Annotated in this window: 24 protein-coding genes and 1 tRNA gene; 17 read left to right on the top strand and 8 right to left on the bottom strand. The window is 67.1% G+C overall.

The window, feature by feature from the left end; translation table 11 throughout:
* The first annotated feature begins 74 nt into the window (after positions 1–74).
* Together ACOQPH_RS01205 and ACOQPH_RS01210 are read left to right on the top strand one after the other, a co-directional pair.
* Positions 75–764, top strand: a complete 690-nt coding sequence (locus ACOQPH_RS01205; RefSeq protein WP_420622948.1) for a S1 family peptidase — start codon at positions 75–77, stop codon at positions 762–764.
* Positions 764–919 carry a hypothetical protein gene (locus ACOQPH_RS01210; RefSeq protein ID WP_420622949.1) on the top strand — a complete coding sequence of 52 codons (156 nt, stop codon included), beginning with the start codon at positions 764–766 and terminating at the stop codon, positions 917–919. The genes ACOQPH_RS01205 and ACOQPH_RS01210 overlap by 1 nt, the downstream gene beginning before the upstream one ends.
* Here the strand turns inward: ACOQPH_RS01210 and ACOQPH_RS01215 are convergent.
* Positions 916–1,338: a transposase gene (locus tag ACOQPH_RS01215; protein ID WP_420624289.1), complete on the bottom strand. Its 423-nt coding sequence runs from the start codon at positions 1,336–1,338 to the stop codon at positions 916–918. The genes ACOQPH_RS01210 and ACOQPH_RS01215 overlap by 4 nt on opposite strands.
* A gap of 58 nt (positions 1,339–1,396) precedes the next feature.
* Here ACOQPH_RS01215 and ACOQPH_RS01220 point away from each other — a divergent pair, with 58 nt between their 5' ends.
* Positions 1,397–3,100: an IS1634 family transposase gene (locus tag ACOQPH_RS01220; protein ID WP_420621888.1), complete on the top strand. Its 1,704-nt coding sequence runs from the start codon at positions 1,397–1,399 to the stop codon at positions 3,098–3,100.
* Positions 3,101–3,242: 142 nt separating this feature from the next.
* Here the strand turns inward: ACOQPH_RS01220 and ACOQPH_RS01225 are convergent, their stop codons facing one another.
* From ACOQPH_RS01225 to ACOQPH_RS01240, 4 genes are all read right to left on the bottom strand, one after another.
* Positions 3,243–4,529, bottom strand: a complete 1,287-nt coding sequence (locus tag ACOQPH_RS01225; protein WP_420621901.1) for an IS256 family transposase — start codon at positions 4,527–4,529, stop codon at positions 3,243–3,245.
* 349 nt (positions 4,530–4,878) lie between these two features.
* Entirely contained in the window at positions 4,879–6,582 is a 1,704-nt protein-coding gene (locus tag ACOQPH_RS01230) for an IS1634 family transposase (RefSeq protein WP_420621888.1), read from the bottom strand.
* 59 nt (positions 6,583–6,641) lie between these two features.
* Positions 6,642–7,556 (bottom strand): transposase, encoded by a 915-nt coding sequence (locus tag ACOQPH_RS01235; protein WP_420622950.1) that lies wholly within the window; start codon positions 7,554–7,556, stop codon positions 6,642–6,644.
* Positions 7,557–7,804: 248 nt separating this feature from the next.
* Positions 7,805–9,526, bottom strand: a complete 1,722-nt coding sequence (locus ACOQPH_RS01240) for a phospho-sugar mutase (RefSeq protein WP_420622951.1) — start codon at positions 9,524–9,526, stop codon at positions 7,805–7,807.
* Between the two features lie 82 nt (positions 9,527–9,608).
* Between ACOQPH_RS01240 and ACOQPH_RS01245 the strand changes: the two genes are divergently transcribed.
* The 3 genes from ACOQPH_RS01245 to ACOQPH_RS01255 are packed head-to-tail and all read left to right on the top strand — an operon-like array spanning position 9,609 to position 13,309.
* Positions 9,609–11,060: an MBOAT family O-acyltransferase gene (locus tag ACOQPH_RS01245; RefSeq protein ID WP_420622952.1), complete on the top strand. Its 1,452-nt coding sequence runs from the start codon at positions 9,609–9,611 to the stop codon at positions 11,058–11,060.
* A gap of 3 nt (positions 11,061–11,063) precedes the next feature.
* Positions 11,064–12,323 (top strand): DUF459 domain-containing protein, encoded by a 1,260-nt coding sequence (locus ACOQPH_RS01250; RefSeq protein WP_420622953.1) that lies wholly within the window; start codon positions 11,064–11,066, stop codon positions 12,321–12,323.
* Positions 12,320–13,309: a hypothetical protein gene (locus tag ACOQPH_RS01255; RefSeq protein ID WP_420622954.1), complete on the top strand. Its 990-nt coding sequence runs from the start codon at positions 12,320–12,322 to the stop codon at positions 13,307–13,309. The genes ACOQPH_RS01250 and ACOQPH_RS01255 overlap by 4 nt, the downstream gene beginning before the upstream one ends.
* 6 nt (positions 13,310–13,315) lie before the next feature.
* On the opposite strand, the gene ACOQPH_RS01260 is transcribed toward ACOQPH_RS01255, so the two are convergent.
* Positions 13,316–13,402 (bottom strand): 50S ribosomal protein bL37, encoded by an 87-nt coding sequence (locus tag ACOQPH_RS01260; RefSeq protein WP_419554825.1) that lies wholly within the window; start codon positions 13,400–13,402, stop codon positions 13,316–13,318.
* Between the two features lie 84 nt (positions 13,403–13,486).
* The gene (locus ACOQPH_RS01265) at positions 13,487–14,626 is read right to left on the bottom strand and encodes a CaiB/BaiF CoA transferase family protein (RefSeq protein WP_420622955.1); all 1,140 of its coding nucleotides are present in this window, start codon (positions 14,624–14,626) and stop codon (positions 13,487–13,489) included.
* Between the two features lie 152 nt (positions 14,627–14,778).
* Between ACOQPH_RS01265 and ychF the strand changes: the two genes are divergently transcribed.
* The 7 genes from ychF to ACOQPH_RS01300 all read left to right on the top strand — a co-directional run bounded on the left by ychF (position 14,779) and on the right by ACOQPH_RS01300 (position 21,200).
* Positions 14,779–15,888, top strand: a complete 1,110-nt coding sequence (ychF, locus tag ACOQPH_RS01270) for a redox-regulated ATPase YchF (RefSeq protein WP_420622956.1) — start codon at positions 14,779–14,781, stop codon at positions 15,886–15,888.
* Positions 15,889–15,890: 2 nt separating this feature from the next.
* Positions 15,891–16,226 carry a DUF192 domain-containing protein gene (locus ACOQPH_RS01275; protein ID WP_420622957.1) on the top strand — a complete coding sequence of 112 codons (336 nt, stop codon included), beginning with the start codon at positions 15,891–15,893 and terminating at the stop codon, positions 16,224–16,226.
* A 37-nt stretch (positions 16,227–16,263) separates the two neighbouring features.
* On the top strand, positions 16,264–17,130 hold the full coding sequence (gene rsmI / locus ACOQPH_RS01280; RefSeq protein ID WP_420622958.1) for a 16S rRNA (cytidine(1402)-2'-O)-methyltransferase: 867 nt from the start codon (positions 16,264–16,266) through the stop codon (positions 17,128–17,130).
* Between the two features lie 70 nt (positions 17,131–17,200).
* Positions 17,201–18,700 (top strand): class I tRNA ligase family protein, encoded by a 1,500-nt coding sequence (locus tag ACOQPH_RS01285; RefSeq protein ID WP_420622959.1) that lies wholly within the window; start codon positions 17,201–17,203, stop codon positions 18,698–18,700.
* A gap of 10 nt (positions 18,701–18,710) precedes the next feature.
* Positions 18,711–19,499: a TatD family hydrolase gene (locus ACOQPH_RS01290; protein ID WP_420622960.1), complete on the top strand. Its 789-nt coding sequence runs from the start codon at positions 18,711–18,713 to the stop codon at positions 19,497–19,499.
* Positions 19,496–20,344 carry a 16S rRNA (adenine(1518)-N(6)/adenine(1519)-N(6))-dimethyltransferase RsmA gene (gene rsmA, locus ACOQPH_RS01295; RefSeq protein ID WP_420622961.1) on the top strand — a complete coding sequence of 283 codons (849 nt, stop codon included), beginning with the start codon at positions 19,496–19,498 and terminating at the stop codon, positions 20,342–20,344. Before ACOQPH_RS01290 ends, rsmA begins: the two co-directional genes overlap by 4 nt.
* Before the next feature lie 7 nt (positions 20,345–20,351).
* The gene (locus ACOQPH_RS01300; protein ID WP_420622962.1) at positions 20,352–21,200 is read left to right on the top strand and encodes a 4-(cytidine 5'-diphospho)-2-C-methyl-D-erythritol kinase; all 849 of its coding nucleotides are present in this window, start codon (positions 20,352–20,354) and stop codon (positions 21,198–21,200) included.
* Positions 21,201–21,231: 31 nt separating this feature from the next.
* On the opposite strand, the gene ACOQPH_RS01305 is transcribed toward ACOQPH_RS01300, so the two are convergent.
* Entirely contained in the window at positions 21,232–21,327 is a 96-nt protein-coding gene (locus ACOQPH_RS01305) for a 30S ribosomal protein bS22 (protein WP_323671112.1), read from the bottom strand.
* Between the two features lie 141 nt (positions 21,328–21,468).
* On the opposite strand from ACOQPH_RS01305, the gene ACOQPH_RS01310 reads away from it, so the two are divergent.
* From ACOQPH_RS01310 to ACOQPH_RS01325, 4 genes are all read left to right on the top strand, one after another.
* Positions 21,469–21,540, top strand: a tRNA-Gln gene (locus tag ACOQPH_RS01310).
* Between the two features lie 44 nt (positions 21,541–21,584).
* Positions 21,585–22,346 carry an NTP transferase domain-containing protein gene (locus tag ACOQPH_RS01315; protein ID WP_420622963.1) on the top strand — a complete coding sequence of 254 codons (762 nt, stop codon included), beginning with the start codon at positions 21,585–21,587 and terminating at the stop codon, positions 22,344–22,346.
* Between the two features lie 198 nt (positions 22,347–22,544).
* Entirely contained in the window at positions 22,545–23,528 is a 984-nt protein-coding gene (locus tag ACOQPH_RS01320) for a ribose-phosphate diphosphokinase (protein ID WP_420622964.1), read from the top strand.
* A gap of 117 nt (positions 23,529–23,645) precedes the next feature.
* Positions 23,646–24,287, top strand: a complete 642-nt coding sequence (locus ACOQPH_RS01325) for a 50S ribosomal protein L25 (protein ID WP_420622965.1) — start codon at positions 23,646–23,648, stop codon at positions 24,285–24,287.
* Positions 24,288–24,290 lie beyond the last annotated feature (3 nt).

Genomic DNA, 24,290 nt, shown 5'->3' on the forward strand with positions numbered 1-24,290 from the left:
AGAGTTGTACAGAGATTCAAGACACTTCACCCGCTAGTGCCACGTGTGCGTCCAAGATTTAGGAATGAGGCTCGATGGAATGGTTAAACATCGGTACACTTGTCCGGCCTGTTGGTATTCGCGCTGCCTCATCTACGGTGAACTTCGCTGGGACGGCATTTGAGCTTGACGAGCCGGGCTTGTTCCTGACGGCGTCGCATGTCCTGAACGGCGCGAGCAATACCCGAGATGTCTATGTAGGAGTCGATGGTCAGTTAGTTCCAGCGAAGTCAATTGAACTCCATCCGAGAGTTGATGTTGCAGCATTGAAGCTCGAACTTGAACGCGATTGCGCCCCTCTCAAGTCCGATGATGTCTCAACAAGTCAAACTGACAGCCACAATCTCGGGCTTGAGGTTCAATCCTATGGATACCCATTCCGGCAAATTGCCCCGGGCCAAATTCAGCTTGAGCCACGGGTGATGCATGGCCACATTCAACGCATTTTCTTGGAACGTGAGCACCCGATGTATGAAGTGAGCTTCCCCGTAGTTGACGGGCAAAGCGGCTCACCTGTGATCTCGCACGACTTCAGTCCACGGCGAGTAGTCGGGATTGTGACTACAAGTGTTGAGTCACATGCTGTTCTCCAGCCTTCCACTGAAACATACGAAATCGGCGACGAGGGCGACCACATCAGGACTCGAACGCATGTCCTGTTCGGAGTCGCCGTTGCCATTTGGCCTCTGCACCAGTGGATGCAGGCCGTGAGAGCTGAGCTGTAGTGTCCGAGGACCGCAGGTGTGCGTACGGGCTGGCTCAGGGATACGACCTGGAGCGATGCGGCCGGCTGGGCTCGGTGGCCGCTGCCGAGGTCATCTCCCACGTGGGCACCCGGCCGCTGGTGCCGCTCGACGAGCTGGCTGCCGACCTGGTCTAGAGCCAGTCGACCGGGCTCGGGAAGCGGCCGACACGCATTCTGTGCGCAGTCTTGCCGTCTGTGGCGGCAATTCTGCACAGATTTCTTGAGCCTTCGCGGTTTTGTGGGATCGGGCTGCTGGGCTCGGTGTTGTCAGGCTGTGTGATGAGGATGCCGCGGGCTTCGAAGTTGGCGTAGTTGGTGAATCCGTGGGCTTTGCGGCGCAGGACCTGGAGCAGGTTGTTGGTCCCTTCGATTCGGCCGTTGCTGGGCCGTCGGGCTCGGTGCCGGTCGAGGATTTCCTCGTGCCAGGCGAGGAACGTGTCGACGATGTCGCTGAACTCGGGTATCTGGCCCGAATTTGACGGGTTGGGGTGCGTGTTGGGCGGGTGTCGGGTTTGTGACCTGCGGGTTTGGGTGCGGCGAGGTTGTTCCGTGATGGTTTTGTAGGGGCGACATTTGCAGCTTGGCGGGAGTGGTGGGTGTTATGCTGCTGGGGTGTTCGTGAAGACGACGAGGCGGCGCAGGGGCGACAAGACGTATGAGTATCTGTCTTTGGTGGAGTCGGTGCGCGACGGCGCGAAGGTCGGGCACCGCACGCTGCTGCGGCTGGGCGAGGCCTCAGCGCTGCGACGCTCGGGCCAGCTCGAGCGCATCGTCGCAGCCTTGGAGGCCCATCTGGAACGCGAACGCGTCGATCCTGGGGCGGTGGAGGCCGAGGGGGCGCCCGCGGCGGGCGGGGTGGCGTGCGCGGCGGCGGTGTGGGAGCGGCTGGGCCTGGGCGGCTGGTTCGCCGAGGCGGGATCGGCGCGCGGCGCCGACCGGCTGGGCGACGCGGTGTTCGCGATGACGGCGAACCGGCTGGTCGCGCCGTGCTCGAAGCGGCGGCTGCCCGAGTGGGCCGCAGCCGACGTGGTCATGCCCGAGGGGTGGTCCGCTCCGTCGCCGGCGCAGTACTACCGGGCGCTGGACGCCGTCGCGGACGTCAAGGACTCGACCGAGGAGTTCCTGTTCGGTCGGCTGTGCGACCTGACCAGCCTGGACCTGCGGTTCGTGTGCTATGACCTGACCTCGACCTATCTGGAGGGCTCCACGGGTCCCTCGGAGCGGTTCGGGTCCAAGGCGTTCGGCTATTCGCGCGACCGGCGCCCGGACCGGCCCCAGGTCGTGATCGGGCTGCTGTGCACCGGCGACGGCGTCCCGATCGCGCACCACGTGTTCGCCGGGAACACCAACGACGCGTCCACGCTGCCCGGCGTGCTCGCCGACCTCACCGAGCGGTTCGCGGTCGGGAGGATCTGCGTGGTCGCGGACCGGGGCCTGGTCTCGGCGGGCAACGTCGCCGCGGTCGCCGACGCCGGCTGCGACCACGTGCTCGCCACCCGCCTGCACCGCGACAAGGCCTGCCGCGAAGCCCTCGAGACCATCGGCGCCGACACCGCCTGGACCGACGTGGCCGCCTGTCGGTGCCGCGCCGCCGAGGCCGTCCTCGCCGACGGCACCCGAGCCATAGTCGTGGAGTCCGACGCCCGCGCCCGACGCGACACGCGGCGCACAGCCGAGCTCGTCGCCCGCGCCGAAGCCGGCCTGGTCGCCCTCGAACACAGAGTCCGGGCCGGACGGCTCGCAGACCCCGCCCTGATCGGACGCGCCGCGCAGCGCGTCCTGGGGCCCAGCGGCGTCGCCGCCCTGTTCGACCTCGAGATCGCGCCCGGCCGGTTCGTCTACCACTACGACGAACACGCTCACGCCTACGAGAGACTCCTCGCCGGCCGCTACGTGCTCACCACCAGCCTTGACGCCCAACAGGCCCCCACCGCACGCGTCGTCGCCGCCTACCGTCAGCTCGCCGACGTCGAAGACCGGTTCCGGACCCTCAAGGACTTCCTGCGGCTGCGCCCCATACGGCACTGGACCGAAAAACGCGTCCGCGGCCACATCGCCGTGTGCGTCTACGCCGCTTTGGCCGAGACCCTCATCTCACGCGACCTCCAAACAGCCCACATCGCCGACCCCGACCAGCCCGACCAGCACCTCACCGCCGCCCGAGCCCTGCGAGAACTCGACCGCATACGCCAAGTCCGCCTCACCGCCCACGACAAGCACATCACCCTCACCACCCGCCGCAGCCCCCTCCAAAACCAGATCCTCGCCGCCACCCACACCCCCACACGCACCTGGGACAAAGCCCGCATCCACTAACGCGTACCCCCTCCCCAGAACCGATGTAGTGGAAACACCAACCCGCGCGCCCCCACTGACCTGCCAAAACGCAAAACACCCGTCAAACTCGGGTATCTGGGGCCTGTCAGGAATTTTGTGTAACCGGCCGTGATGGTTTTCATCAGATGTGGTCGGCGATCCGGTCGCCGTAGTGGACGGTCAGTGTGTTCAGGATGGTTTTCCAGCCGTTGGTCTTTCCGGTCAGGTTGGTTCGGTTCTTGCGTCTGGCGGTGGCGACAAGGTAGAGGACTTTCATTGCTGCTTGTTCGTTGGGGAAGTGCCCTCGATGGCGCACTGCCCGTCGGAAGCGGGCGTTGAGGCTCTCGACGGCGTTGGTCGTGTACACGACCCGGCGCAGCTCGGGCGGGAACTCCAGGAACGGGACGAATTCGTCCCAGGCCTGCCGCCATGAGCCGATCATGGCGGGGTAGGTGCCTTCCCAGTCGTCGGCGAAGGCCTCGAAGCGTGCCTCGGCGGCCTCGACGGTGGAAGACGTGTAGATCTCCCGCATGGCCTTGGTGATGGGCCCCCAGTGCTTGGTGGATGCATACCGCAGGCTGTTGCGGACCATGTGCACCACGCAGGTCTGCACCGTGGCGTCGGGCCAGGTCGCCCGGATCGAGGAGGGCAGTCCTTTGAGTCCGTCGCAGCACACGATCAGCGCGTCGGCCAGGCCCCGGTTGCGCAGCTCGGTGAGCATCGTGGCCCATTGCTTGGCGCCCTCGCCGCCGGTCGGGCCCAGCCACAGCCCCAGCACGTCGCGTTCGCCTTGAAGATCCACGCCGATGGCGACATAGACGGGCCGGTTGGCGACCTGGGCGTCGCGGACCTTGACCACGATCGCGTCGATCAACAGCACCGCATACACGGCGTCGAGGGGCCGGTTCTGCCACACCGCCATGTCGGCCACGATCTCGTCGGTGATCTTCGAGATCGTCTCCCGGCTCACCGAGGTGTCATAGATCTCGGCGAGATGCGCCTGGATCTCCCCGGTCGTGAGCCCCTTCGCATAGAGGCTGATCACATTCCCCGACAGGCCGTCGAGACGACGCTGGTGCTTGGGCACCGTCACCGGCTCGAAGGACCCCGCACGGTCCCGAGGCACCGCCAGATCAACCTCGCCGATCTCGGTTGTGACCCGCTTGGGCGTCGACCCATTACGAGAGTTCGGGGTCCCGCGGCCTTCCGGGGCGTGACGCTCATAGCCCAAATGCTCGGTCATCTCGACCTCGAGACCGGTCTGGAGCACCTGGCGCACCAACCCGGTCAACAAGCCGCCGTCGCCGGTCAGCTCCACGCCCTCCGCGCGTGCCTGGGCCACCAGATACTCGGCCCAGTCCTTCATCGCTGCATCGTCGGCAGCTTCGCTCGCCGGCACAGCCAGCACGTCATGATCAGTCACAGACATGATCCTTCCCAGCCCACAGCCCTCAGCTGCGGACCCTCAGATCACGCCCGATACACAAAATTCCTGACAGGCCCGGTATCTGGCCGGTGCGGTAGATGTCCGCGAACCGGTCGAGCGCTTCGAGGGCGCCTTTTCGGTCCTTGGCGAGGTAGAGGCCGTGCAGCTCGCCGAGCGCTGCCCATGCAGCCTTGAGCCTCGGGTGGGCGGCGAAGAGGCCGTCGAGGCGTGCTCGCTCGGTGGCGTCGAGCGTGTCGGGCCCGAGTTTGACGGGTGTTTTGCGTTTTGGCAGGTCAGTGGGGGCGCGCGGGTTGGTGTTTCCACTACATCGGTTCTGGGGAGGGGGTACGCGTTAGTGGATGCGGGCTTTGTCCCAGGTGCGTGTGGGGGTGTGGGTGGCGGCGAGGATCTGGTTTTGGAGGGGGCTGCGGCGGGTGGTGAGGGTGATGTGCTTGTCGTGGGCGGTGAGGCGGACTTGGCGTATGCGGTCGAGTTCTCGCAGGGCTCGGGCGGCGGTGAGGTGCTGGTCGGGCTGGTCGGGGTCGGCGATGTGGGCTGTTTGGAGGTCGCGTGAGATGAGGGTCTCGGCCAAAGCGGCGTAGACGCACACGGCGATGTGGCCGCGGACGCGTTTTTCGGTCCAGTGCCGTATGGGGCGCAGCCGCAGGAAGTCCTTGAGGGTCCGGAACCGGTCTTCGACGTCGGCGAGCTGACGGTAGGCGGCGACGACGCGTGCGGTGGGGGCCTGTTGGGCGTCAAGGCTGGTGGTGAGCACGTAGCGGCCGGCGAGGAGTCTCTCGTAGGCGTGAGCGTGTTCGTCGTAGTGGTAGACGAACCGGCCGGGCGCGATCTCGAGGTCGAACAGGGCGGCGACGCCGCTGGGCCCCAGGACGCGCTGCGCGGCGCGTCCGATCAGGGCGGGGTCTGCGAGCCGTCCGGCCCGGACTCTGTGTTCGAGGGCGACCAGGCCGGCTTCGGCGCGGGCGACGAGCTCGGCTGTGCGCCGCGTGTCGCGTCGGGCGCGGGCGTCGGACTCCACGACTATGGCTCGGGTGCCGTCGGCGAGGACGGCCTCGGCGGCGCGGCACCGACAGGCGGCCACGTCGGTCCAGGCGGTGTCGGCGCCGATGGTCTCGAGGGCTTCGCGGCAGGCCTTGTCGCGGTGCAGGCGGGTGGCGAGCACGTGGTCGCAGCCGGCGTCGGCGACCGCGGCGACGTTGCCCGCCGAGACCAGGCCCCGGTCCGCGACCACGCAGATCCTCCCGACCGCGAACCGCTCGGTGAGGTCGGCGAGCACGCCGGGCAGCGTGGACGCGTCGTTGGTGTTCCCGGCGAACACGTGGTGCGCGATCGGGACGCCGTCGCCGGTGCACAGCAGCCCGATCACGACCTGGGGCCGGTCCGGGCGCCGGTCGCGCGAATAGCCGAACGCCTTGGACCCGAACCGCTCCGAGGGACCCGTGGAGCCCTCCAGATAGGTCGAGGTCAGGTCATAGCACACGAACCGCAGGTCCAGGCTGGTCAGGTCGCACAGCCGACCGAACAGGAACTCCTCGGTCGAGTCCTTGACGTCCGCGACGGCGTCCAGCGCCCGGTAGTACTGCGCCGGCGACGGAGCGGACCACCCCTCGGGCATGACCACGTCGGCTGCGGCCCACTCGGGCAGCCGCCGCTTCGAGCACGGCGCGACCAGCCGGTTCGCCGTCATCGCGAACACCGCGTCGCCCAGCCGGTCGGCGCCGCGCGCCGATCCCGCCTCGGCGAACCAGCCGCCCAGGCCCAGCCGCTCCCACACCGCCGCCGCGCACGCCACCCCGCCCGCCGCGGGCGCCCCCTCGGCCTCCACCGCCCCAGGATCGACGCGTTCGCGTTCCAGATGGGCCTCCAAGGCTGCGACGATGCGCTCGAGCTGGCCCGAGCGTCGCAGCGCTGAGGCCTCGCCCAGCCGCAGCAGCGTGCGGTGCCCGACCTTCGCGCCGTCGCGCACCGACTCCACCAAAGACAGATACTCATACGTCTTGTCGCCCCTGCGCCGCCTCGTCGTCTTCACGAACACCCCAGCAGCATAACACCCACCACTCCCGCCAAGCTGCAAATGTCGCCCCTACAAAACCATCACGGAACAACCTCGCCGCACCCAAACCCGCAGGTCACAAACCCGACACCCGCCCAACACGCACCCCAACCCGTCAAATTCGGGTCGGGGCGGCGCATGAGCAAGAACCGTGCCCGGAACACTTCGGGGTCGGACGCCGGCTTGGAGCCCTCGGGGCGGCGCTGGACGTCGCGGCGCACCGCGGTCAGGCCCGCTGCGAACCATCTGATGACGTGGAACCGGTCCAGCACGTGGCGGGCGTGGCCGAGCCGCCGTTCGATTGCTGCCTTGTATGGCTTCGAGCCGTCGGACACCACGACCTTGACGCCCTTGCACCATCTGTGCCCCTGGGAGGCCAGGAACCCCGACAGCGCCTGGGCGTTGCGGTGGGGCACCATCGCGAGCACCTCGCCGGTGTCGCCGTTCACGAGCACCGTCACGTACCGGTGCCGACGGCGGATCGAGGTCCCCTCCACCAAAAGCAGCCGGCATCTTCGCCGCCGCCGGCGGTCCGCGACCAGCCCCGCATAGGCGACCACCAGCGCATTGACCAGATCCCAGCCCAGCCGGCGGCGGCGGGCCGCCGCGTTGACCGTCATCGCCCGCGCGTCCTGGACCACACGACGGGCCAGCCGGGCCGTGAGACGGCCCCCCAACGCCGGGCGGTCCTCGCAGAACCGACGGCCGCACGGCCCCCACACCAGCCGCCGCCGCTGCCACACCAGCGTCACCGGCCGACCCGACACCTCCAGATCGCGCACCTTGTTGTCGCGGCGGCCATGCACCCGCCCGCTCGGCGTCGCGCAGCGCGGGCACTTCGGACGCAGCACTGTCGAGACGACCCGCACCGCCAGCCGCTCGGCCAAGTCGACCAACACCCCCAGCACCCGCACCTGCGGCAGCCACAGCCGCACCGACACAACATCTCTCGCCATCGAGGCCCTCCAGGGTTCGGCGTCCACAAACACCGATCCCAGCAGGGCCTCGACCCCTACCCAAGGACCCTCAACCCACCGTCATCCCAAAAAATCGCGAAGAGCCGATTTCTTGGCGAGCAATTTCTGTGCGCAGTCTTGCCGTCTGAGGCGGCGTTTCTGCACAGAGAACTGATCCCGTCGAGGGGTGCCGGTTGCGCCAGGCGGTCATCTTCGTTCGAATGGCACCAGCGGGTATTCGGAGTCCCTCATTCTTCGCTCACGAAGAGCGAGTCGAGAGTTTCGGCGGCGATGGCATCGAGCCACACCCGGAGGCGACGGCGCTCGACACGGAGGTCACCAGGGCTCGGCATCACGGCTTCGAGGTAGATCTTCGCCTTGGGCTCGGTACCGCTCGGCCGGATGCAGATGCGCGCCAGGGTGTCGCGCACATCGCCGGCGTCAACCGCCTTGGCGGGCGCGAGTTCCAGTTCGACGAGGTCAGCGGGGTGAGGCGTGCCGGCGTCGAGCCAGTCGGTAACCCTTGTGACCCCGCGGCCAGCAACCGTGACGGGGGGATTGGCCCGCAGTCTCGCCATGGCGGCGGCGATCGAGTTGGCGCTAGCTCGCACCGATGCTGCCGTTGTGACGTGGAGGCCGAACTCGGCGGCCAGCTCGTCGAGGCGTTCGAGCGGTCCGATGCCGCGAGCAGCCAAGGCACCGGTCAGCCGCGCGAATTCGGTGGCCGCCGAGATGCCGTCCTTGTCGCGCACGGCGTCAGTGACCGAGTAGCCGAGCGCCTCCTCGTAGCCGAACACCCAGCGGGCATCGGGATGCGCCAGCCGTGGCTCCATGATCCACTTGAAGCCGGTCAAGGTGCGGTGGTGGGCGATGCCTCGCGCAGCGCACAGGGCTTCAACCATGCGACCTGACACGACCGATGACGCTGAGATCAACGGTCGCGCAGCCCGTTCATGACCCTCCAGACCGATCAGCCAGTCGCACAGCAGCACGCCCAATGCATCACCGCTCAGCCGACACCACGCGCCGTCGCGATCGCGAACGGCCACCGCCAGCCGGTCTGCGTCGGGGTCGTTGGCGAGAACCAAGTCGATGCCCTCGTCAGACGCCAGCGCCATCGCATCATCGAGGGTGCCCGGCTCCTCGGGATTCGGGAACGGCAATCCCGGGAACGATCCATCGGGATGTCGCTGGTGCTCCACGTAGATCGGCGGCGGCAGGCCGGCGGTGGCGAAGGCATGGCCCAGGGTCTGCGAGCCGACGCCGCACAGCGCTGTGTAGACGATCGGTGGCACGTCGGTCGGATCGGCCGGTCGGCCGTCCGAATCGAACACCGGTCGGCGGACGGCCGCGCCGACGTACTCGGCGATGACCGAGCGCACGTCAAGCAGCTCCAGCTCGTGTCGGGCTGCGAGGTCGTCGTCGGTCGGGAGATCCCCGAGGTCAATACGAGCTTCGATGCGCCGGTCCAGCGGCGGCCGGATCTGCGTTCCGTCGCACCAATACACCTTGAGGCCGTTGTCCTCGCGCGGGTTGTGGCTGGCGGTGATCATGAGCCCCGCCCCTGCGGAACGGGCGAGCAGCTGCCGTGCCAGCAAAGGCGTCGGCGCCCCTCCGTCGATGATTGCCGTCGGGATCCCCATGGCGGCAATCAGTCGTGCAGCGTCGAACGCCATGTCGGCAGAACCCGGCCGGGCATCAAATCCGACGACGGCGCCCCGGTCGGCCAGGCCGCTGGAAACCAGCTCAGCGCCGACTGCCCGGGCGGTCAATCGAGCCATGACCCGGTTCATGCAGGCAGGCCCTGGTCCGGTCGGCCCTCGCATTCCAGCGGTTCCGAATCGCAGCGTTCTGCCGAAATGGGCCTCTACCCAGTCCGGGCGCTCGCGGTTGGTCTCGATCGAACTGCGCGTCCCGGGATCTGGGTCAACGGCTAGCCAGGCGTCGAGCGTTGCTGCGGGGGTCGTCATACAGAAACGCCTTGGCTCACCGGTGTCCATCCTGAAGCTGTGTCTATTGGAGGGACGGGAACGCCAGTATGTTCGGCTCGGCATGTTGTTCCCGACGTTCGTCTTCGGAGCATTCTTCGTAGTCGTCTTTGTCGTGAACTGGCTCACGCGGCCGCACCCGGCCCTGTGGAAGCCGCTGATGCTGGCGGCCAGCATCGTGTTCTACGGCTGGTGGAGCTGGCGTTTCGTCTTCTTGCTGTTCGCGACCATTGTCATCAACTGGGTCGTGGGGCATTTCGCCGCAGCTCGGTTGTGGGACTCGGGCCAGGGGGTCGCCGGCTCTGCCCAAGCTGCGAAGTGGTGGGTCCGGATCGGCGTTGCCGCCAATCTCGGCATTCTCGGCGTCTTCAAGTACTGGGACTTCTTCGCCGTCGAGATGTCCAACCTGCTCGAGAGCATCGGGATCTCGGGCGCCTTGCCGGTGCTGGAGTACACGCTGCCGGTCGGCATCTCCTTCTACACGTTCCAAGCGATGAGCTACATCATCGACATCGGCCGCGGGAACGTCCGCGAGATGGCGCCGCTGGACTTTGCGGTGTACCTGTCGTTCTTTCCCCAGCTGGTGGCGGGACCGATCGTGCGGGCGGCAGAGATGGCGCCGCAGCTCGCTGCACGGCCCGACCCTCGCTACGTCCCAGCCGCGGAGGCGTTCGGGCTGATCCTGAACGGGCTGTTCAAGAAGGTCGTGATCTCCAGCTTCCTGGCGAGCGAGATCGTGGACGGTGTCTTCGCCGATCCGGGGGCCCACAGCGGACCTGAGGTCGTGCTCGGTGTCTACGCCTACGCAGTCCAGATTTATGCGGACTTCTCCGGCTACACCGACATCGCCATCGGCGTGGCGCTGTTGCTGGGCTTCCGTTTCCCGCAGAACTTCAACAATCCGTACCGGGCGCTGACCTTGCAGGACTTCTGGCGGCGCTGGCACATGACCCTGTCCCGCTGGCTGCGCGACTACCTCTACGTGCCGCTGGGCGGCAACCGGGGTGGCCGCGTCAACACGTACCGCAACCTCATGATCGTCATGCTGCTCGGCGGCCTGTGGCACGGCAGCACCTGGAATTTCGTGATCTGGGGCGGCATCCACGGCGTGGTGCTGGCGGTGGAACGGCTGGTGCGCGAGCAGCGGGAACGCAGCGGCGCCGGCCACTTGCTCTCCCCGGGCATCGGCGAGGTGGTGCGCTGGCTGGTCACCTTCCATGTCGTGTGCCTGGCGTGGGTGTTCTTCCGGTCCGAGTCGCTGTCGGCGGCGATCGAGATGCTCGGCGCAGTCGCCAGCTTCGACAACTACGCAGGCACCGCAACGCCGCTCGTGATCGCAGTGACATTCGGCGCACTGGCGTTCCAGTTCATGCCCACCGACTGGTTCGATCAGCTGCGCGACGGCTTTGCCAGCCTGGGTTGGGTGGCACAAGGCGCCGTGGTGGGCGTCTCGTTGGTGGCCATCGATGTCCTCGGCCCGACGGGCGTCGCCCCGTTCATCTACTTCCAGTTCTGAGTCATGACGGCATCGCACCTTCCGCCCGATCCCCGGACCGCTCCGTCCGCAGGGCCGCCACGCCTCGACGCCACAGACCGCCGAACCGGGGTGGCTGCCGGCCGGGTCTTGGCAGCCGGAGCGCTCGGGCTGCTGCTGGCGATCGTGCTCAACTCGCAGCAATTGCTGCGCGAGGCACAGCAGAAGCCATTCGGCTGGGAGCGCGACGCCTCGGTGGCGGTGTGGGAGCCGGTTGAGGGCACGTCCAGCGCCGTCGGCTTGCACCTGCCGCGCCTGTGGGCCGATGAGGCGTTGGGCCACTCGGTGACCGATCCGGGCGCGACCACCGACCCATTCGCCTCCGCCGTCGTGGGTGATGCCGCCGGCGACGCAGCAGTGGCCGATTCGACCCCCACCGGGGTCGTGGTCGCCGACACGCCCGCCACCGGGCCCGTCGGCACAAACAGCGGCGACACCCCGGCGCTGGCAGACCAAACGACGGGAGCCGAGGCGACGGTCGGCGGAACAGTTGGCACTGAGCTGACAGCCGGGGACGAGCAGCCGGCCTTAGGCACCCTCGGCGACACGGCGACGAGCGCACCTCCCACCACGGTGCCGTGGTTCCCGACACCCGCCGACCCGCTGCAGCTGTCCATCATGGGCGACTCGATGGTGCAGTTCTTCGGCACGACCATGGTCGGACTGGCCAACGACACTGGTGTCATCGATGCCTGGACAGAGCACCAACTCGCAAGCGGCCTGAGTCGACCCGACTTCTACGACTGGCCGACACGCATCGTCGAAGTCATGGCAGGTGAAGACCCCGACGCGGTAGTGCTGATGTTCGGAGGCAACGACGCCCAGGCGATCGTCGTGGACGGACAGATCGCCCGCCGCTTCTCCGAGAGCTGGCTACAGGAGTATTCGGCGCGAGTCGGTCACATCATGGACCTGGTGACGACCGACCCGGAACGAGTCTTGATCTGGGTCGGTCAGCCGATCATGGAAGACCCCGACTACGACTCCCGGATGCAGCGGGTCAACGAGATCTTTGCGGCAGAAGCTGCCGAGCGCGATCGGGTGCACTACGTGGAAATCCGCGACCTGTTCAGGGGACCGAACGGCACCTTCAGCCGCTACGTCGCTGATGCCGACGGCCAGCTCACCGATGTCCGGCTCACCGACGGCGTCCACCTCAGCACGATCGGTGGCAGATGGCTGTCGGAGGTGCTGCTGGACGAACTCGGCCTCGTCGTCGACCTGACATCAGGCGCTCCTTCGTGATCCAGCAGGAGCTGCGCCGCCCTCGGCGATCGCTGAGGGCAGCAGCGGCCGCAGTCGTCGTGTGCCTGCTGGCGTCAGGGCTGCTTGGGGGACCGGCAGGGGCGCAGACCGACGACGAGGCCTCGACCGACGACGAGGCTTCGACCGACGACGGTGCCTCGACCGACGACGAGGCCTCGACCGACGACGGTGCCAGCGAGGAAATGCCAGCGCCCGAACAAGTGCCCGAGCCGGCACCCAGGGTCACTGAGGATCCATGGGCAGACCCGGTGCTGCGCTGGCCGGACCCGCTGTCGGAATCCCAACTCGGCACCGAACCCACCTACTACTGGTTTGCACGCGACGACCGGCGGTCGCTCCTGCCGGCCGCGACACCGGAGCGGCCGTTGCGGGTGTGGTCAGGCGGCGACTCGATATCGGGCGGCCCCGTCTATGGCTTCCGCCAGCTCATTGCCGACGACGAACGCTTCCGCTTCACCGAGGACATCATCAAGTCGACCGGGGTGGTGACCGACTGGTACTTCGACTGGGTCACCTATATGGCGACAGAAGTTGCCGAGGGGCCCTACGACGTCATCGTGCTGGCGATGGGCGCCAATGACAAGCAGCGCTTCCGGGGTTTTCCCGAGCGCTTTGGAGAGCCGGAATGGAATGAGCGCTATCAGGCCCGCGTCCGTGATCTCGTCGCAGCGGCCGCCAGGCCCGGCCGGTTGGTCATCTGGATCGGCCTGCCGCCGTTGCAACCAAGGCACTTTGCCCCGTTGCCCGGCGTCGTCAACCCGCTCGCGGCAGCAGCCGCCGCCGAGGTCGACGGCGCGATCTACATGGACTCATTTGACGCAGTGGCGGTGGATGGCGCCTATGCACGGCGTCTCGGACCGGGGCAACGCAACATCCGCACCCAGGACGGCATTCACTACACCTACTACGGCGGAATCGTGCTGACGGAGCCGATCCTGACCGAAATAGAGCGCCGCAGCGGCTGACGCGGACTAGCCGCGGCCGCAGTTGGGGCGCTTGCCGTGATTGGCCTTGCTGCGGCGCGCCCGGAGCTTTCGCTTCTTGGTGCGCTTCGACATAGGCGTTGCAGGCTATCGACGCCGCACCGGCATCAGTCCTGAGGCTTCAGTTCCTGTTTCCCGGCCTCCGAGGCCAGGGCCCGATCAGCCGACTGCGCCGACCTCGTGCAGCTTTTCGATGTCGTCTTCGTCGAAGCCCCAGTCGGCCAGCACCTCGTCTGTGTTCTCGCCCGGTGAAGCCGGCGGCCGGGCGACCTCGCCGGGGGTACGGCTGAAACGAGGCGCGGGCGCGGGCTGCATCACGCCTTCCACCTCGACGAAGCTGCCGCGTGCAACGTTGTGCGGGTGATGGGGAGCCTCGGACAGGTCCAGCACCGGCGCGTAGCACACGTCTGAGCCGGCCATGATCTCGTCCCACTCGTCCCGTGTCTTGGTCTTGATGACCTCGGCGAGGCGTGCCCGCTTGTCAGCCCATTCATCCCGGTCGTTGCGGTCCACGGTGGCGGCGTCGGCCAGGCCGGTTTTGGAGAGCAGTTCGTCGTGAAACTTGCCCTCGATCGACCCGACCGAGACGAACTTGCCGTCGGAGGTCTCGTACACGCCGTAGTAGTAGGCGCCGCCGTCGAGAAAGTTGGACTCCCGCTCGTCCTGCCAGCCGCCTGAGCCATAGATGCCGTAGATTGCCGCCATCAGCGATGCCGCGCCCTCGGTCATCGCTGCGTCCACCACCTGGCCCTCCCCAGAGTCGCGCGCTTCGAGCAGCGCAGCGCACACGCCGAATGCCAGGTACATGCCCCCGCCGCCGAAGTCGCCGACCAGGTTGAGCGGTGGGCTAGGTGCCTCGGCGGGACCGATGGCGTGCAGGGCGCCGGTGAGGGCGATGTAGTTGATGTCGTGGCCGGCTGCGTGCGCCATCGGGCCTTCCTGGCCCCAGCCGGTCATGCGTCCGTACACCAGCTTCGGATTGCGGGCGAAGCACTCGTCGGGTCCGAGGCCCAGTCGCTCGGTCACGCCGGGGCGGAAGCCCTCGATCAGCGCGTCGGCCTGTTCCACCAGCTTCAGCACGGTCTCGACGCCGTCGGGCGACTTCAGGTCGACCGCAACCGAGCGCCGGCCGCGGTTGAGCACGTTGAACTTGCGTCCCCGGTCGATGCCGAGGTCCTCGGGCGTCATGCGATCGATGCGGACCACGTCCGCCCCGAGGTCAGCGAGCAGCATTGCGCAGAACGGCCCTGGGCCGATGCCCGCCAGCTCGATCACCTTGAGTCCCTGCAGCGGTCCCATGGATTCCTCCCCGTCAGTGGGCGCCGTAGCCGCACACCCGTGTCGGCGAAGTCTTGCACGCAACACACCGCATCGCCCGGGCGTGCTGCGAGCCCACGGCCGTCGGGGTGCTGGCCGGACCGCGTCGGCGCACTCACTAGCCTCGCCCGGCGATGGAGCGCTTTGGGTTCGTCGGCCTGCCCAACGCGGGGAAATCGTCGCTGTTCAATTCCCTCGCTGGCGGCGGTGCGCTGGCCGCGCCGTATGCGTTCGCGACAACCGATCCGAATGTCGGCGTGGCACGCGTGCCCGATGGCCGCCTCGATGCCCTGGCGCGCATGAGCGCAAGCCGCAAGGTGGTGCCCACGACTACCGCGTTCATTGACATCGGAGGCTTGGTAGAGGGCGCCAGCAAGGGCGAGGGACTGGGCAACCGATTCCTGGCCGGCATTCGCGATGTCGATGCGATTGTCTTTGTGCTGCGTGCCTTCACCGATGCCGATGTGCCAGGTCCCGCCGATCCGCTCGAGCACCTCAGCATTGTGGAAACCGAGTTGACACTGGCCGACTTGGAGTCGGTGGAATCTCGGATCAACCGCCGGCGCAAGGCATTGCGCAGCCAGCCCTCCGACACAGCGCTTGCCGAAGAAGTAGCAGCACTCGAGGCTGCACTCGAGCACCTCGAAGCCGGCACACCGCTGTTCCGGGCATGGCCGCTCGCTGCGACGTGCAACGGTGCCGACGAACACCCGCATCGCGTGGCGCTGCGGAGCCACTTCCTGCTGACCGACAAGCCGGTCATGGCGGTCCTGAACATCGGCGAGGACCAGCTGGATGCGGCAGCCGAGCTTGCCGCGCCCATCGAGGCTGAGCTGCCGGGCGCCACGGTGCTGCCGCTGTGCGTGCAGCTCGAAGCAGAAGCTGCCCAGCTCGAAGCGGCCGGACGGGCTGAATTGCTGGAAGGGCTCGGTCTGGGCTCCGGAGCGCTGGAGCGATTCGTTGCTGGCGCGCACGGCCTGTTGGGATTGCGAACTTTTCTCACGACCGGCGAGAAGGAGTCACGGGCGTGGACATTCCGTGCTGGCTGGCGGGCACCGCAGTGCGCTGGCCGGATCCACACCGATTTCGAGCGTGGCTTCATCCGGGCAGAGGTGATCGATTGGGCTGAGCTGCTCGAACTGGGCTCATGGGGCGCGGCGCGCGAAGCCGGCAGGATGCGCGTCGAAGGCAAGGACTACCCGATGCGCGATGGCGACGTCGTGGAGTTCCGCTTCAACGTGTAGCCATGCCGTGGTTGGCCTGTGAGGACCGCGTGGTGGCAAGCCTCGAAGTCGCCCGCGCCCGGCGCGCACGCCGTCGCGGACTGCTGGGGCGCGACGACCTGACCGGGGCGCTGCTGATCGAGCGTTGCCGTGCGGTGCACACCGTGGGAATGAACTTCGAGATCGATGTGGCATACCTCGACGCCGACCGGCAGGTGGTCGACATCGTCACGATGCGGCCGGGCAGGATCGGCCGTCCCCGGCTCGGTGCACGGTCGGTGATCGAGGCCCGAGCGGGCGCGTTCGAACGCTGGGGAATTCGAGTGGGCGACTTGCTGGACGTCCGGCTCGACGCATAAGCACACCGGCACTCGCTGGGCATGCTTGCCTACAGACATGACTGACCGGTCAGCCGCAGCCACCGCAGAGCAACCTTTGCTGTGGCTGGTCGCTACGCCGATCGGCAATATGGCCGACATCGCTCCCCGGGCGGTACAGGTGCTGCGCGAGGTGTCATTCGTGGCCTGCGAGGACACACGCCGCACGGGTTTGTTGCTGCAGCGGCTAGGCATCGGACAGCGGCCGCTCCTCGCAGTGCACGAGCACAACGAGGCTGTGGCATGCGAACAGGTGGTCAAGCGCTTGGTTGCCGGGGAGACGGCTGCATATGTGACCGACGCTGGTATGCCTGGCATTTCCGATCCCGGACAGCGCCTCGTCGAGGCCGCAGCGGCTGCTGGAGTGCTCATCAGCGTCGTGCCGGGGCCATCTGCGCCCATCGCTGCGCTCGCCGTGTCCGGCCTGCCGACGCAACGCTGGATCATGGAGGGCTTCCTGCCCCGCAGCGGGGAGACCCGCGAGGCGCGGATGGCCGAGATCGCTGTCTCGGGGCGCACCGTCGTTCTGCTCGAATCGCCTCGACGGGTCGGCGCAACGCTGGCCGAGCTGGCTGATGCCTGCGGAAGCGATCGACTCGCTGTGGTGGCACGGGAGCTGACCAAGCTGCACGAGGAGGTGTGCCGCGGGACGCTCGCCGAGTTGGCGACCCGATTTGGCGACCCGCCCAAGGGCGAGATCGTGGTGGTCATCGGTCCGGCAGCTTCAGCGGCCCCCTCCGACGATGAGATTCAGGCCGAACTGGCGAACGAGCTCGCCGCTGGCGTCAGCGCACGCGATGCTGCGGCCGCAGTGGCACGCAAGCTCGGCGTCGGTCGCAACCGGGTGTACCCCCTCGCGGTGGCACTGGCAGGCGCTCGCGACTGAGCCAGCGAGTACCCGGACTCGTCGCTGAAACTCCGCAAGCTCCCCCGCTGCCCCTCACTACCCTGCAGGCGTGGCTTCCTACTACGTCACGACGCCGATCTACTACGTGAACGACGCCCCCCACATCGGGCACGCGTACACGACGATCACCGCCGATGCGATCGCTCGCTGGAAGCGGCTGTGCGGCGATGACGTCATGTTCCTGACCGGCACCGACGAGCACGGCCTCAAGGTCCAGCGGGCAGCCTCCGAGCACGATTGCACCCCCATCGAGTGGGCGGACCGCACCGTCGTGCGCTTCCAGGAGGCATGGCAGCAGCTCGACATCGCCAACGACGACTTCATCCGCACAACCGAGCCCCGCCATCACCGCTCGGTGCAGCAACTGCTGCAGGCCTGCTACGAGAACGGCGACATCACCTTGCAGACCTACGAGGGCCTGTATTGCGTGAGCTGCGAGGCCTACTACACCGACGACGACCTTGACGACGGCAACTGCCGCATCCACCGCCGTCCCGCGGAGCATGTCACCGAAGAGAACTATTTCTTCTCGCTCAGCCGGTACGAGAAGCCGTTGCTCGACTGGTACGAGGCGCATCCCGACTTCGTGGTCCCGGCGACCAAGCGCAACGAGGCGCTGGGGTTCATCCGCGGCGGACTGCAGGACTTCTCCATCAGCCGCACATCGCTGGACTGGGGAATCAGGATCCCGTGGGACCCTCGGCATGTCACCTACGTCTGGTTCGACGCGCTGACGAACTACATCACGGCGGCTGGCTACGGCGACGACCCGGTCCAGTTCGACCACCGCTGGCCGGGGGTTCATCTCATCGGCAAGGACATTCTGCGATTCCACTGCGTGTACTGGCCGGCGATGCTGATGAGCGGTGGCGTGTTGCCGCCGCGGCGGGTCCACGTCCACGGCTTCCTGCTGGTCGGCGGCGAGAAGATGGCGAAGTCAGCGCTCAACCAGATCGCTCCTGGCGACCTCGTTGACGACTTCGGCAGCGACGGTGTGCGGCACCACTTCCTGCACGATCAGCCCTTCGGACCTGACGGGGATTTCTCCTATGAGGCGATGGTCGCCCGCTACAACGCGGACTTGGCCAACAACCTGGGCAACCTCATGAGCCGGGTAGCCACCGTGGTCGCTCGCAAGTGCAACGGGATCGGACCGGCGCCTCGCCCCGACAGCCCGCTGGCCTCCGCGGTGACCCAGTGCTATGGCGAGGCGGCCGAGGCGTGGGAACGACTGGCGCCTTCAGATGCCCTCGACGCCACGTGGCGGATCATTCGTGAGACCAATTCCATGCTCGAGGCGGCCGAGCCATGGAAGGCCGAACCAGGTCCCGAGGTGGACGCGGTGCTCGGTGATGCGCTCGAGGCGCTGCGCATCGTGGCGGTGCTGGCATCGGTGGCCACGCCGAGGGGTTGCCAGGAAGTGTGGCGGCGCATCGGCATGGAGGGCTCGGTGGTCGATCAGCGTCTGCCGGAGGCCGCCAACTGGGGCGGTTACCCGGGGGGCCTGCCGGTGGAGACCGGCGAGCCGCTGTATCCGCGCCTGCGATGAGCCCATTGCGATGAACACAGAGGACCTGGCCGAAGTCTGGATCGACAGCCATTGCCACCTGTGGGACAACGGCGCCGACCTCGTCGCCGAGGCGCACCGAGACGGGGTCACCTGGGTCATCGACATCGGCACCGACGTTGAGCGAAGCATTTCGGCACTGGAGCGCGCCCGGACGTTGCCGGGTGTCGCCGCCACCATCGGGCTGCATCCCCACGATGCGGACTCCGGACCTGCGGCGCTCGAGGCGCTGGAGCAGCTGATCGCTGCAGGTGAGTCGCCGGTCGCGATCGGCGAATGCGGGTTGGACTACTACTACGAGCACTCCGATCGGGCCAGCCAGCGTGAGGCGTTTGCGGCCCAGATTGCGATGGCGCACCGCTACGAGCTGGCGCTGGTGATTCACAGCCGCGACGCCTGGGAGGACACGTTTGACGTGCTCGACGCCGAGGGCGTGCCTGAACGCACCATCTTCCATTGCTTCACCGGGGGACCCGACGAGGCCCGCGCGGCACTCGATCGCGGCGCTTCGCTGTCGTTCAGCGGCATCGTGTCGTTCGGCAATGCGTCCGAGATCCGTGATGCTGCCGCCCTCGTTCCGGCCGACCGCTACCTCGTCGAGACAGACGCGCCGTACCTGGCCCCTGTGCCCAAGCGCGGCAAACAGAACCGGCCGAGCTGGGTGCGTTTCGTAGGCCAGGCGGTGGCAGCGACACGGGGCATCTCTGCCGCCCAGGTTGCGGCTGAGACCACGGCCAATGCCGAGCGCATGTTCCGGCTTGGCCCCTTTGCTCTCCCATGACCAACCAGTTGCTGACGCTCCCTGCCGTCAAGGAGCTCTTGGAACGGGCTGGCACTGTTCCGCGCCGCAGCCTCGGCCAGAACTTCGTGGTCGATCCCAACACCGTGCGCCGCATTGCCCGCTTGTCAGGAGTCGGGCCTGGTGACCGTGTCGTCGAGATCGGCGCCGGATTGGGTTCGTTGACGGCGGCCCTGGCGGAGGCCGGAGCCACCGTCGTCGCCGTGGAAACCGACGGTCGGCTGGTGCCACTGCTGCGCGAGGTGCTCAGTCCCTACCAAAGCTCGGTGGAGGTGGTGCACGCAGACGCTCGCCGCATGGACTGGAACGCACTCCTGGGGGGTACTGGCTGGCACCTCGTGGCGAATCTTCCCTACAACATCGCCACCTCGTTGGTGCTGACCGTGCTCGACGAGGTGCCTGCCGTTTCCCAGCTGTTGGTGATGTGCCAGCGAGAAGCCGCCGAGCGACTGGCTGCGGAGCCCGGCAGCGGTGCCTATGGCGCCGTTTCGGTGCGTGTTGCGATCCACGCTGACGCCGAACCGGCTGGCGCGGTACCGGCCACGGTCTTCTATCCCCGTCCCGATGTGGAGTCCGCGCTGGTGCGCATCACCCGGCGTGCAGACGCGCTGGAATCCGAGTTGCGCGCCGAGATCGAACGGCTCGTCACCGCGGCCTTCGCGCACCGCCGGCAGATGCTGCGTCGTACGTTGCGGAGCGCCTTCGATGACGCCGATGCAGCGCTTGTGGCCGCGGGCGTCGACCCGACCGAGCGCCCCGAACGGCTGGGGCTTGCGCAGTGGGTACATCTCGCCACAGTCTCGCTGGCCGCTCGGCAGCAAGCCTGAGACGGCTGTGCCGGCGCACACCTCCGCTCACCGGCAGCCAATTCGCCTGCTTGCCCCAGCGAAGCTGACGCTGCAGCTGCGCATCACTGACACTCGCCGAGACGGCCATCACCTCATTGATGCCGAGATGGTGACGCTGGACCTGTGCGACGAGCTCGTCGTGCATCCGAGCACTGCATCGTCGGTTGAGGTGGTGCCATCGGTCGGCGCAGCCGGTGCAGCCGACTGGGACATCCCCAGCGACCGTTCCAACTTGGTGATCCGGGCGCTGGAGCTGGCGGGCCGGACCGCCCACGTCGAGATCCGCAAGCGCATACCGCCGGGCGCCGGGCTCGGCGGAGGATCGGCCGACGCAGGCGCAGTGCTTCGCTGGACGAATCGTCTCGCAGTCAGCGAGGCCGTCGAGGCAGCCTCGAAAACGTCCCGTCCCCAGACTCCGACCCTCGTCTCTCCGCAACAAGCGGCGACCCTGGGCGCAGACGTGGCGTTCTGCCTCACCGGCGGCCGAGCTCGCGTGACGGGAATCGGCGAGATCCTCGAGTCGATCCCGTTCCGGCATCAGGCCTTTGTGCTGTGGACGCCGCCGATTCAGGTCAATACCGCAGCGGTGTACCGGATGTGGGACGAGATGGGGGGACCGGGCGGGGGCTCGAACGACCTCGAACCGGCCGCACTGGCCGTCTGTCCCCAACTTGCGGCTTGGCGCGATGAACTCGCGCAAGCCACCGGGCGAACGCCTCAGCTGGCTGGCAGCGGCGGCACGTGGTTCGTCGCCGCGCCGTTCGGCACACGCCTCAACCTGCCCGTGCGCGACGGCATCAGCGCCCTGCGGGCGCGTGTCATCGGACGGCTCTAGGCCATCGCCCTAAACCATTGCGGTCGCTGGGTCAGCGGTTGCGACGTTGGTAACGCGTGCGCCGCAACATTTTGCGGTGCTTCTTCTTGCGCATCCGCTTGCGGCGCTTCTTGACCAGCGATCCCATCGAGCGCTGAACGCTACCGCCTCGCAGTCGGCGTCCCACGAGAACTCGCGGATTCCGAGCGCGGGCAACTCCCTGACCATGACATTCGCGCAGGTCGCTACCCTCGATAAACAAGCACGCCGGTTGACGCGGCATGCGCGATCGGGGATCGTTCAATTGGCAGGACATCGGGTTTTGGTCCCGACAACGGAGGTTCGAACCCTCCTCCCCGAACCGCCCCATTCCCAGGTCGGACCCGCACGATGCGCTCGGTTCCGATGAGCCAACCCTGCGCAGCCATCGTGTTGGCAGCGGGCGCGGGCACTCGAATGGCCTCGGACGTGCCGAAGCCGCTCCTTCCGGTCGCAGGCCGCGCCATAGTGCTGCGGGTGCTCGACGCTCTCGCAGGTGTCGACGCCGAGCCGGTCGTGGTCGTGATCGGGCATGGCGCAACCCAAGTCCGCGACGCCGTTCAGACCGCAGCGCCGCAGCCCGACCGCCTGGTGTTCGCGACCCAGCCCGCCCAGCTCGGCACCGGCGACGCAGCACGCGTGGGCCTGCTGGCCCTCAGCCAGCTCTCAGAAGCCTCAGATGTTCTGGTGTTGCCGGGCGACACGCCGTTGCTGCGTGCCGCGACGCTGGGCCAGATCATCTCGGAGCGCCGGCGCGTTGACGCTGCTGCGAGCTTGCTCACGGCTTACGTCGACGACCCAACCGGTTACGGGCGCATCGTGCGCTCTCGGGGGCTCATCGGGATCGTCGAGCAACGAGACGCCTCGCCGTCGCAAGCACGAATCAACGAGATCAATGCGGGCGTGTACTGCTTTCGCATCTCACTATTGCGCCGGGTACTGGGCGAGCTGAGCCCGGCCAACGCTCAGTCGGAGTACTACCTCACCGATGCCATCGGATTGCTCGCGCGCACCGGCCAGTCGATCTCGGCTGTGCCGGCTCCGGACCCTGCCGAAGTGCTGGGTGTGAACGATGCCGACCAGCTGGCGGCGTGCGAGGCAGTGCTGGCGGCGCGGCGCGGTCGCTGAGCGTCCAAAACGCAGTCGCACAGCGAAAATCTCCGGTGTTCTGCAGGTGCCGTCAGGTAGCCTCAAAGTGTCGCCGGACTGCTGAACATGCCGCCAAAACCCATTGCCGAGCGTTTCGCCCAGCCTTCAAGTGCTGCTGCTTCGAGCGCGTCTGTGTTGAGCACGGCGCCAAGGGGACGGCTGCGAAAGGAACACGCAATGGAGCTGGTCACCAAGAAGCGCCTGCACTTGTTCAGCGGAAGGGCGAATCCTGAATTGGCCACTGAGATCGCTGAGCAACTGGGCGTGGAACTCGGTGATCCAGGACTCATCGACTTTGCAAACGGCGAGATCAAGTGCAAGTTCGCGGAGTCGATTCGCGGCGGCGATGTCTTCATAATCCAGAGTCACGCCGCTTGCGAGACCATGAGCCTCAATGACGCGATCATGGAGCAGCTCATCATGGTGGATGCCGCCCGGCGTGCATCGGCCAAGCGCATCACCGCGGTTGCGCCGCTGTACGGCTACGCCCGCCAGGATCGCAAGGCCGCCGGCCGCGAGCCGATCACTGCGCGACTGCTCGCCGACATGTTCTCCGTCGCCGGCGCAGAGCGTCTCGTGTCGATTGATCTGCACAGCGGTCAGATCCAGGGCTTCTTCGACGGTCCGGTGGATCATCTGACTGCTGCGCCGGTGCTCATCAGGTACTTGTCCGACGTCATGGACCCCGACTCAGTGATCGTGTCGCCCGATACCGGTCGGGTGAAAGTGGCTGAGCGCTATGCCACACGGCTGGGCTGCGATGTTGCGTCGATTTACAAGCGCCGCTCGGCTGACAGCGCGAATGAATCGGAAGCGCTCGGCATCATGGGTGAGGTGACGGGACGCACCTGCGTGATCATCGATGACATGATCGACACGGCTGGCACCATCTGTTCGGCCACCGAGACGCTGATGGCCCATGGAGCGGCCGACGTGATGTGCGCCAGCACTCACGGCGTGTTCTCCGAGCCGGCCGTCGACCGCCTGAAGAACTCGTCGCTGAGCCAGGTCATCGTCACCAACACAGTGCCGATCCCAAGCTCGAAGCAGTTCGACAAGTTGGTGGTGCTGAGTGTCGCTGGGGTGTTCGCCGATGCCCTCGAATCGGTGTTCGAGGACGCTTCGGTCTCGGAGATCTTTGACGGCCAGAACTTGTTCTAAAGCAATTCTCGGCGGCGTCGACGCTTGGATCTCGTAGGCTTCCCAGCCGCAATCAGAACATGCGCCAATCGCCCAAGAGCCCAAGTGTTGAAGGGGCCAAATGTTGAAGGGATCGGCATGGAACAGCTGAAGCTCGTCGCCGAGGCCCGTCTGGCAACCGGCTCAGGTCCCTCAAGACGTCTGCGCGCCGATAACAAGATTCCCGCGGTCATGTACGGCCACGGCAGCGACCCGGTGTTGATCACGCTCGACCGCCTGCGCTTCCGGGCGGCGCTGAACGCAGCGGGGCCGAACGCGATCATCACCCTCGAGGTCGAGGGCAAGAACCATCTCACCATCGTCAAGGACATGCAGCGCGACTCGATCGCCAACCGCGTCACGCATGTCGACTTCATGCTCGTCTCGCTCGACGAGCGCCTCGTGGTCGACGTGCCGGTCAGGCTCGTCGGTGAAGCGGCATTGGCCGGTCGCGAGGGAGCGGTCGTGCAGCAGCAGCTCATGTCGTTGCATGTCGAGTCGCCAGCAGGAGTCATCCCCCCGGCGATCGACGTCGACGTGGAATCGCTGTCGCTGGAGAACTCTATCCGCGTCAGCGATCTCGCCCTGCCCGCGGGCATGGTGAGCTTGCTCGACAGCGACACGCTGGTGGTGATCGCGCAGCGATCACGGGCCGCTGTCGCAGCCGAGCAGTTGGACTCCGACGGCGAGCCAACCGAGGCTGACGAAGACGACGACGTCGCCGACGACGACGAGGACTGACCC

This window comes from Candidatus Poriferisodalis sp., assembly GCF_965221945.1.
Classification (GTDB): Bacteria; Actinomycetota; Acidimicrobiia; order Acidimicrobiales; family Poriferisodalaceae; genus Poriferisodalis.

Excerpts from the sequence above, each read along its gene's own strand:
- ACOQPH_RS01205 (WP_420622948.1), top strand. The coding sequence starts at position 75 with ATGGAATGGTTAAACATCGGTACACTTGTCCGGCCTGTTGGTATTCGC.
- ACOQPH_RS01225 (WP_420621901.1), bottom strand. The coding sequence starts at position 4,529 with ATGTCTGTGACTGATCATGACGTGCTGGCTGTGCCGGCGAGCGAAGCT.
- ACOQPH_RS01235 (WP_420622950.1), bottom strand. The coding sequence starts at position 7,556 with ATGGCGAGAGATGTTGTGTCGGTGCGGCTGTGGCTGCCGCAGGTGCGG.
- ACOQPH_RS01240 (WP_420622951.1), bottom strand. The coding sequence starts at position 9,526 with ATGACGACCCCCGCAGCAACGCTCGACGCCTGGCTAGCCGTTGACCCA.
- ACOQPH_RS01245 (WP_420622952.1), top strand. The coding sequence starts at position 9,609 with ATGTTGTTCCCGACGTTCGTCTTCGGAGCATTCTTCGTAGTCGTCTTT.
- ACOQPH_RS01250 (WP_420622953.1), top strand. The coding sequence starts at position 11,064 with ATGACGGCATCGCACCTTCCGCCCGATCCCCGGACCGCTCCGTCCGCA.
- ACOQPH_RS01260 (WP_419554825.1), bottom strand. The coding sequence starts at position 13,402 with ATGTCGAAGCGCACCAAGAAGCGAAAGCTCCGGGCGCGCCGCAGCAAG.
- ACOQPH_RS01265 (WP_420622955.1), bottom strand. The coding sequence starts at position 14,626 with ATGGGACCGCTGCAGGGACTCAAGGTGATCGAGCTGGCGGGCATCGGC.
- ychF (WP_420622956.1), top strand. The coding sequence starts at position 14,779 with ATGGAGCGCTTTGGGTTCGTCGGCCTGCCCAACGCGGGGAAATCGTCG.
- ACOQPH_RS01275 (WP_420622957.1), top strand. The coding sequence starts at position 15,891 with ATGCCGTGGTTGGCCTGTGAGGACCGCGTGGTGGCAAGCCTCGAAGTC.
- rsmI (WP_420622958.1), top strand. The coding sequence starts at position 16,264 with ATGACTGACCGGTCAGCCGCAGCCACCGCAGAGCAACCTTTGCTGTGG.
- ACOQPH_RS01290 (WP_420622960.1), top strand. The coding sequence starts at position 18,711 with ATGAACACAGAGGACCTGGCCGAAGTCTGGATCGACAGCCATTGCCAC.
- rsmA (WP_420622961.1), top strand. The coding sequence starts at position 19,496 with ATGACCAACCAGTTGCTGACGCTCCCTGCCGTCAAGGAGCTCTTGGAA.
- ACOQPH_RS01305 (WP_323671112.1), bottom strand. The coding sequence starts at position 21,327 with ATGGGATCGCTGGTCAAGAAGCGCCGCAAGCGGATGCGCAAGAAGAAG.
- ACOQPH_RS01315 (WP_420622963.1), top strand. The coding sequence starts at position 21,585 with ATGAGCCAACCCTGCGCAGCCATCGTGTTGGCAGCGGGCGCGGGCACT.
- ACOQPH_RS01320 (WP_420622964.1), top strand. The coding sequence starts at position 22,545 with ATGGAGCTGGTCACCAAGAAGCGCCTGCACTTGTTCAGCGGAAGGGCG.
- ACOQPH_RS01325 (WP_420622965.1), top strand. The coding sequence starts at position 23,646 with ATGGAACAGCTGAAGCTCGTCGCCGAGGCCCGTCTGGCAACCGGCTCA.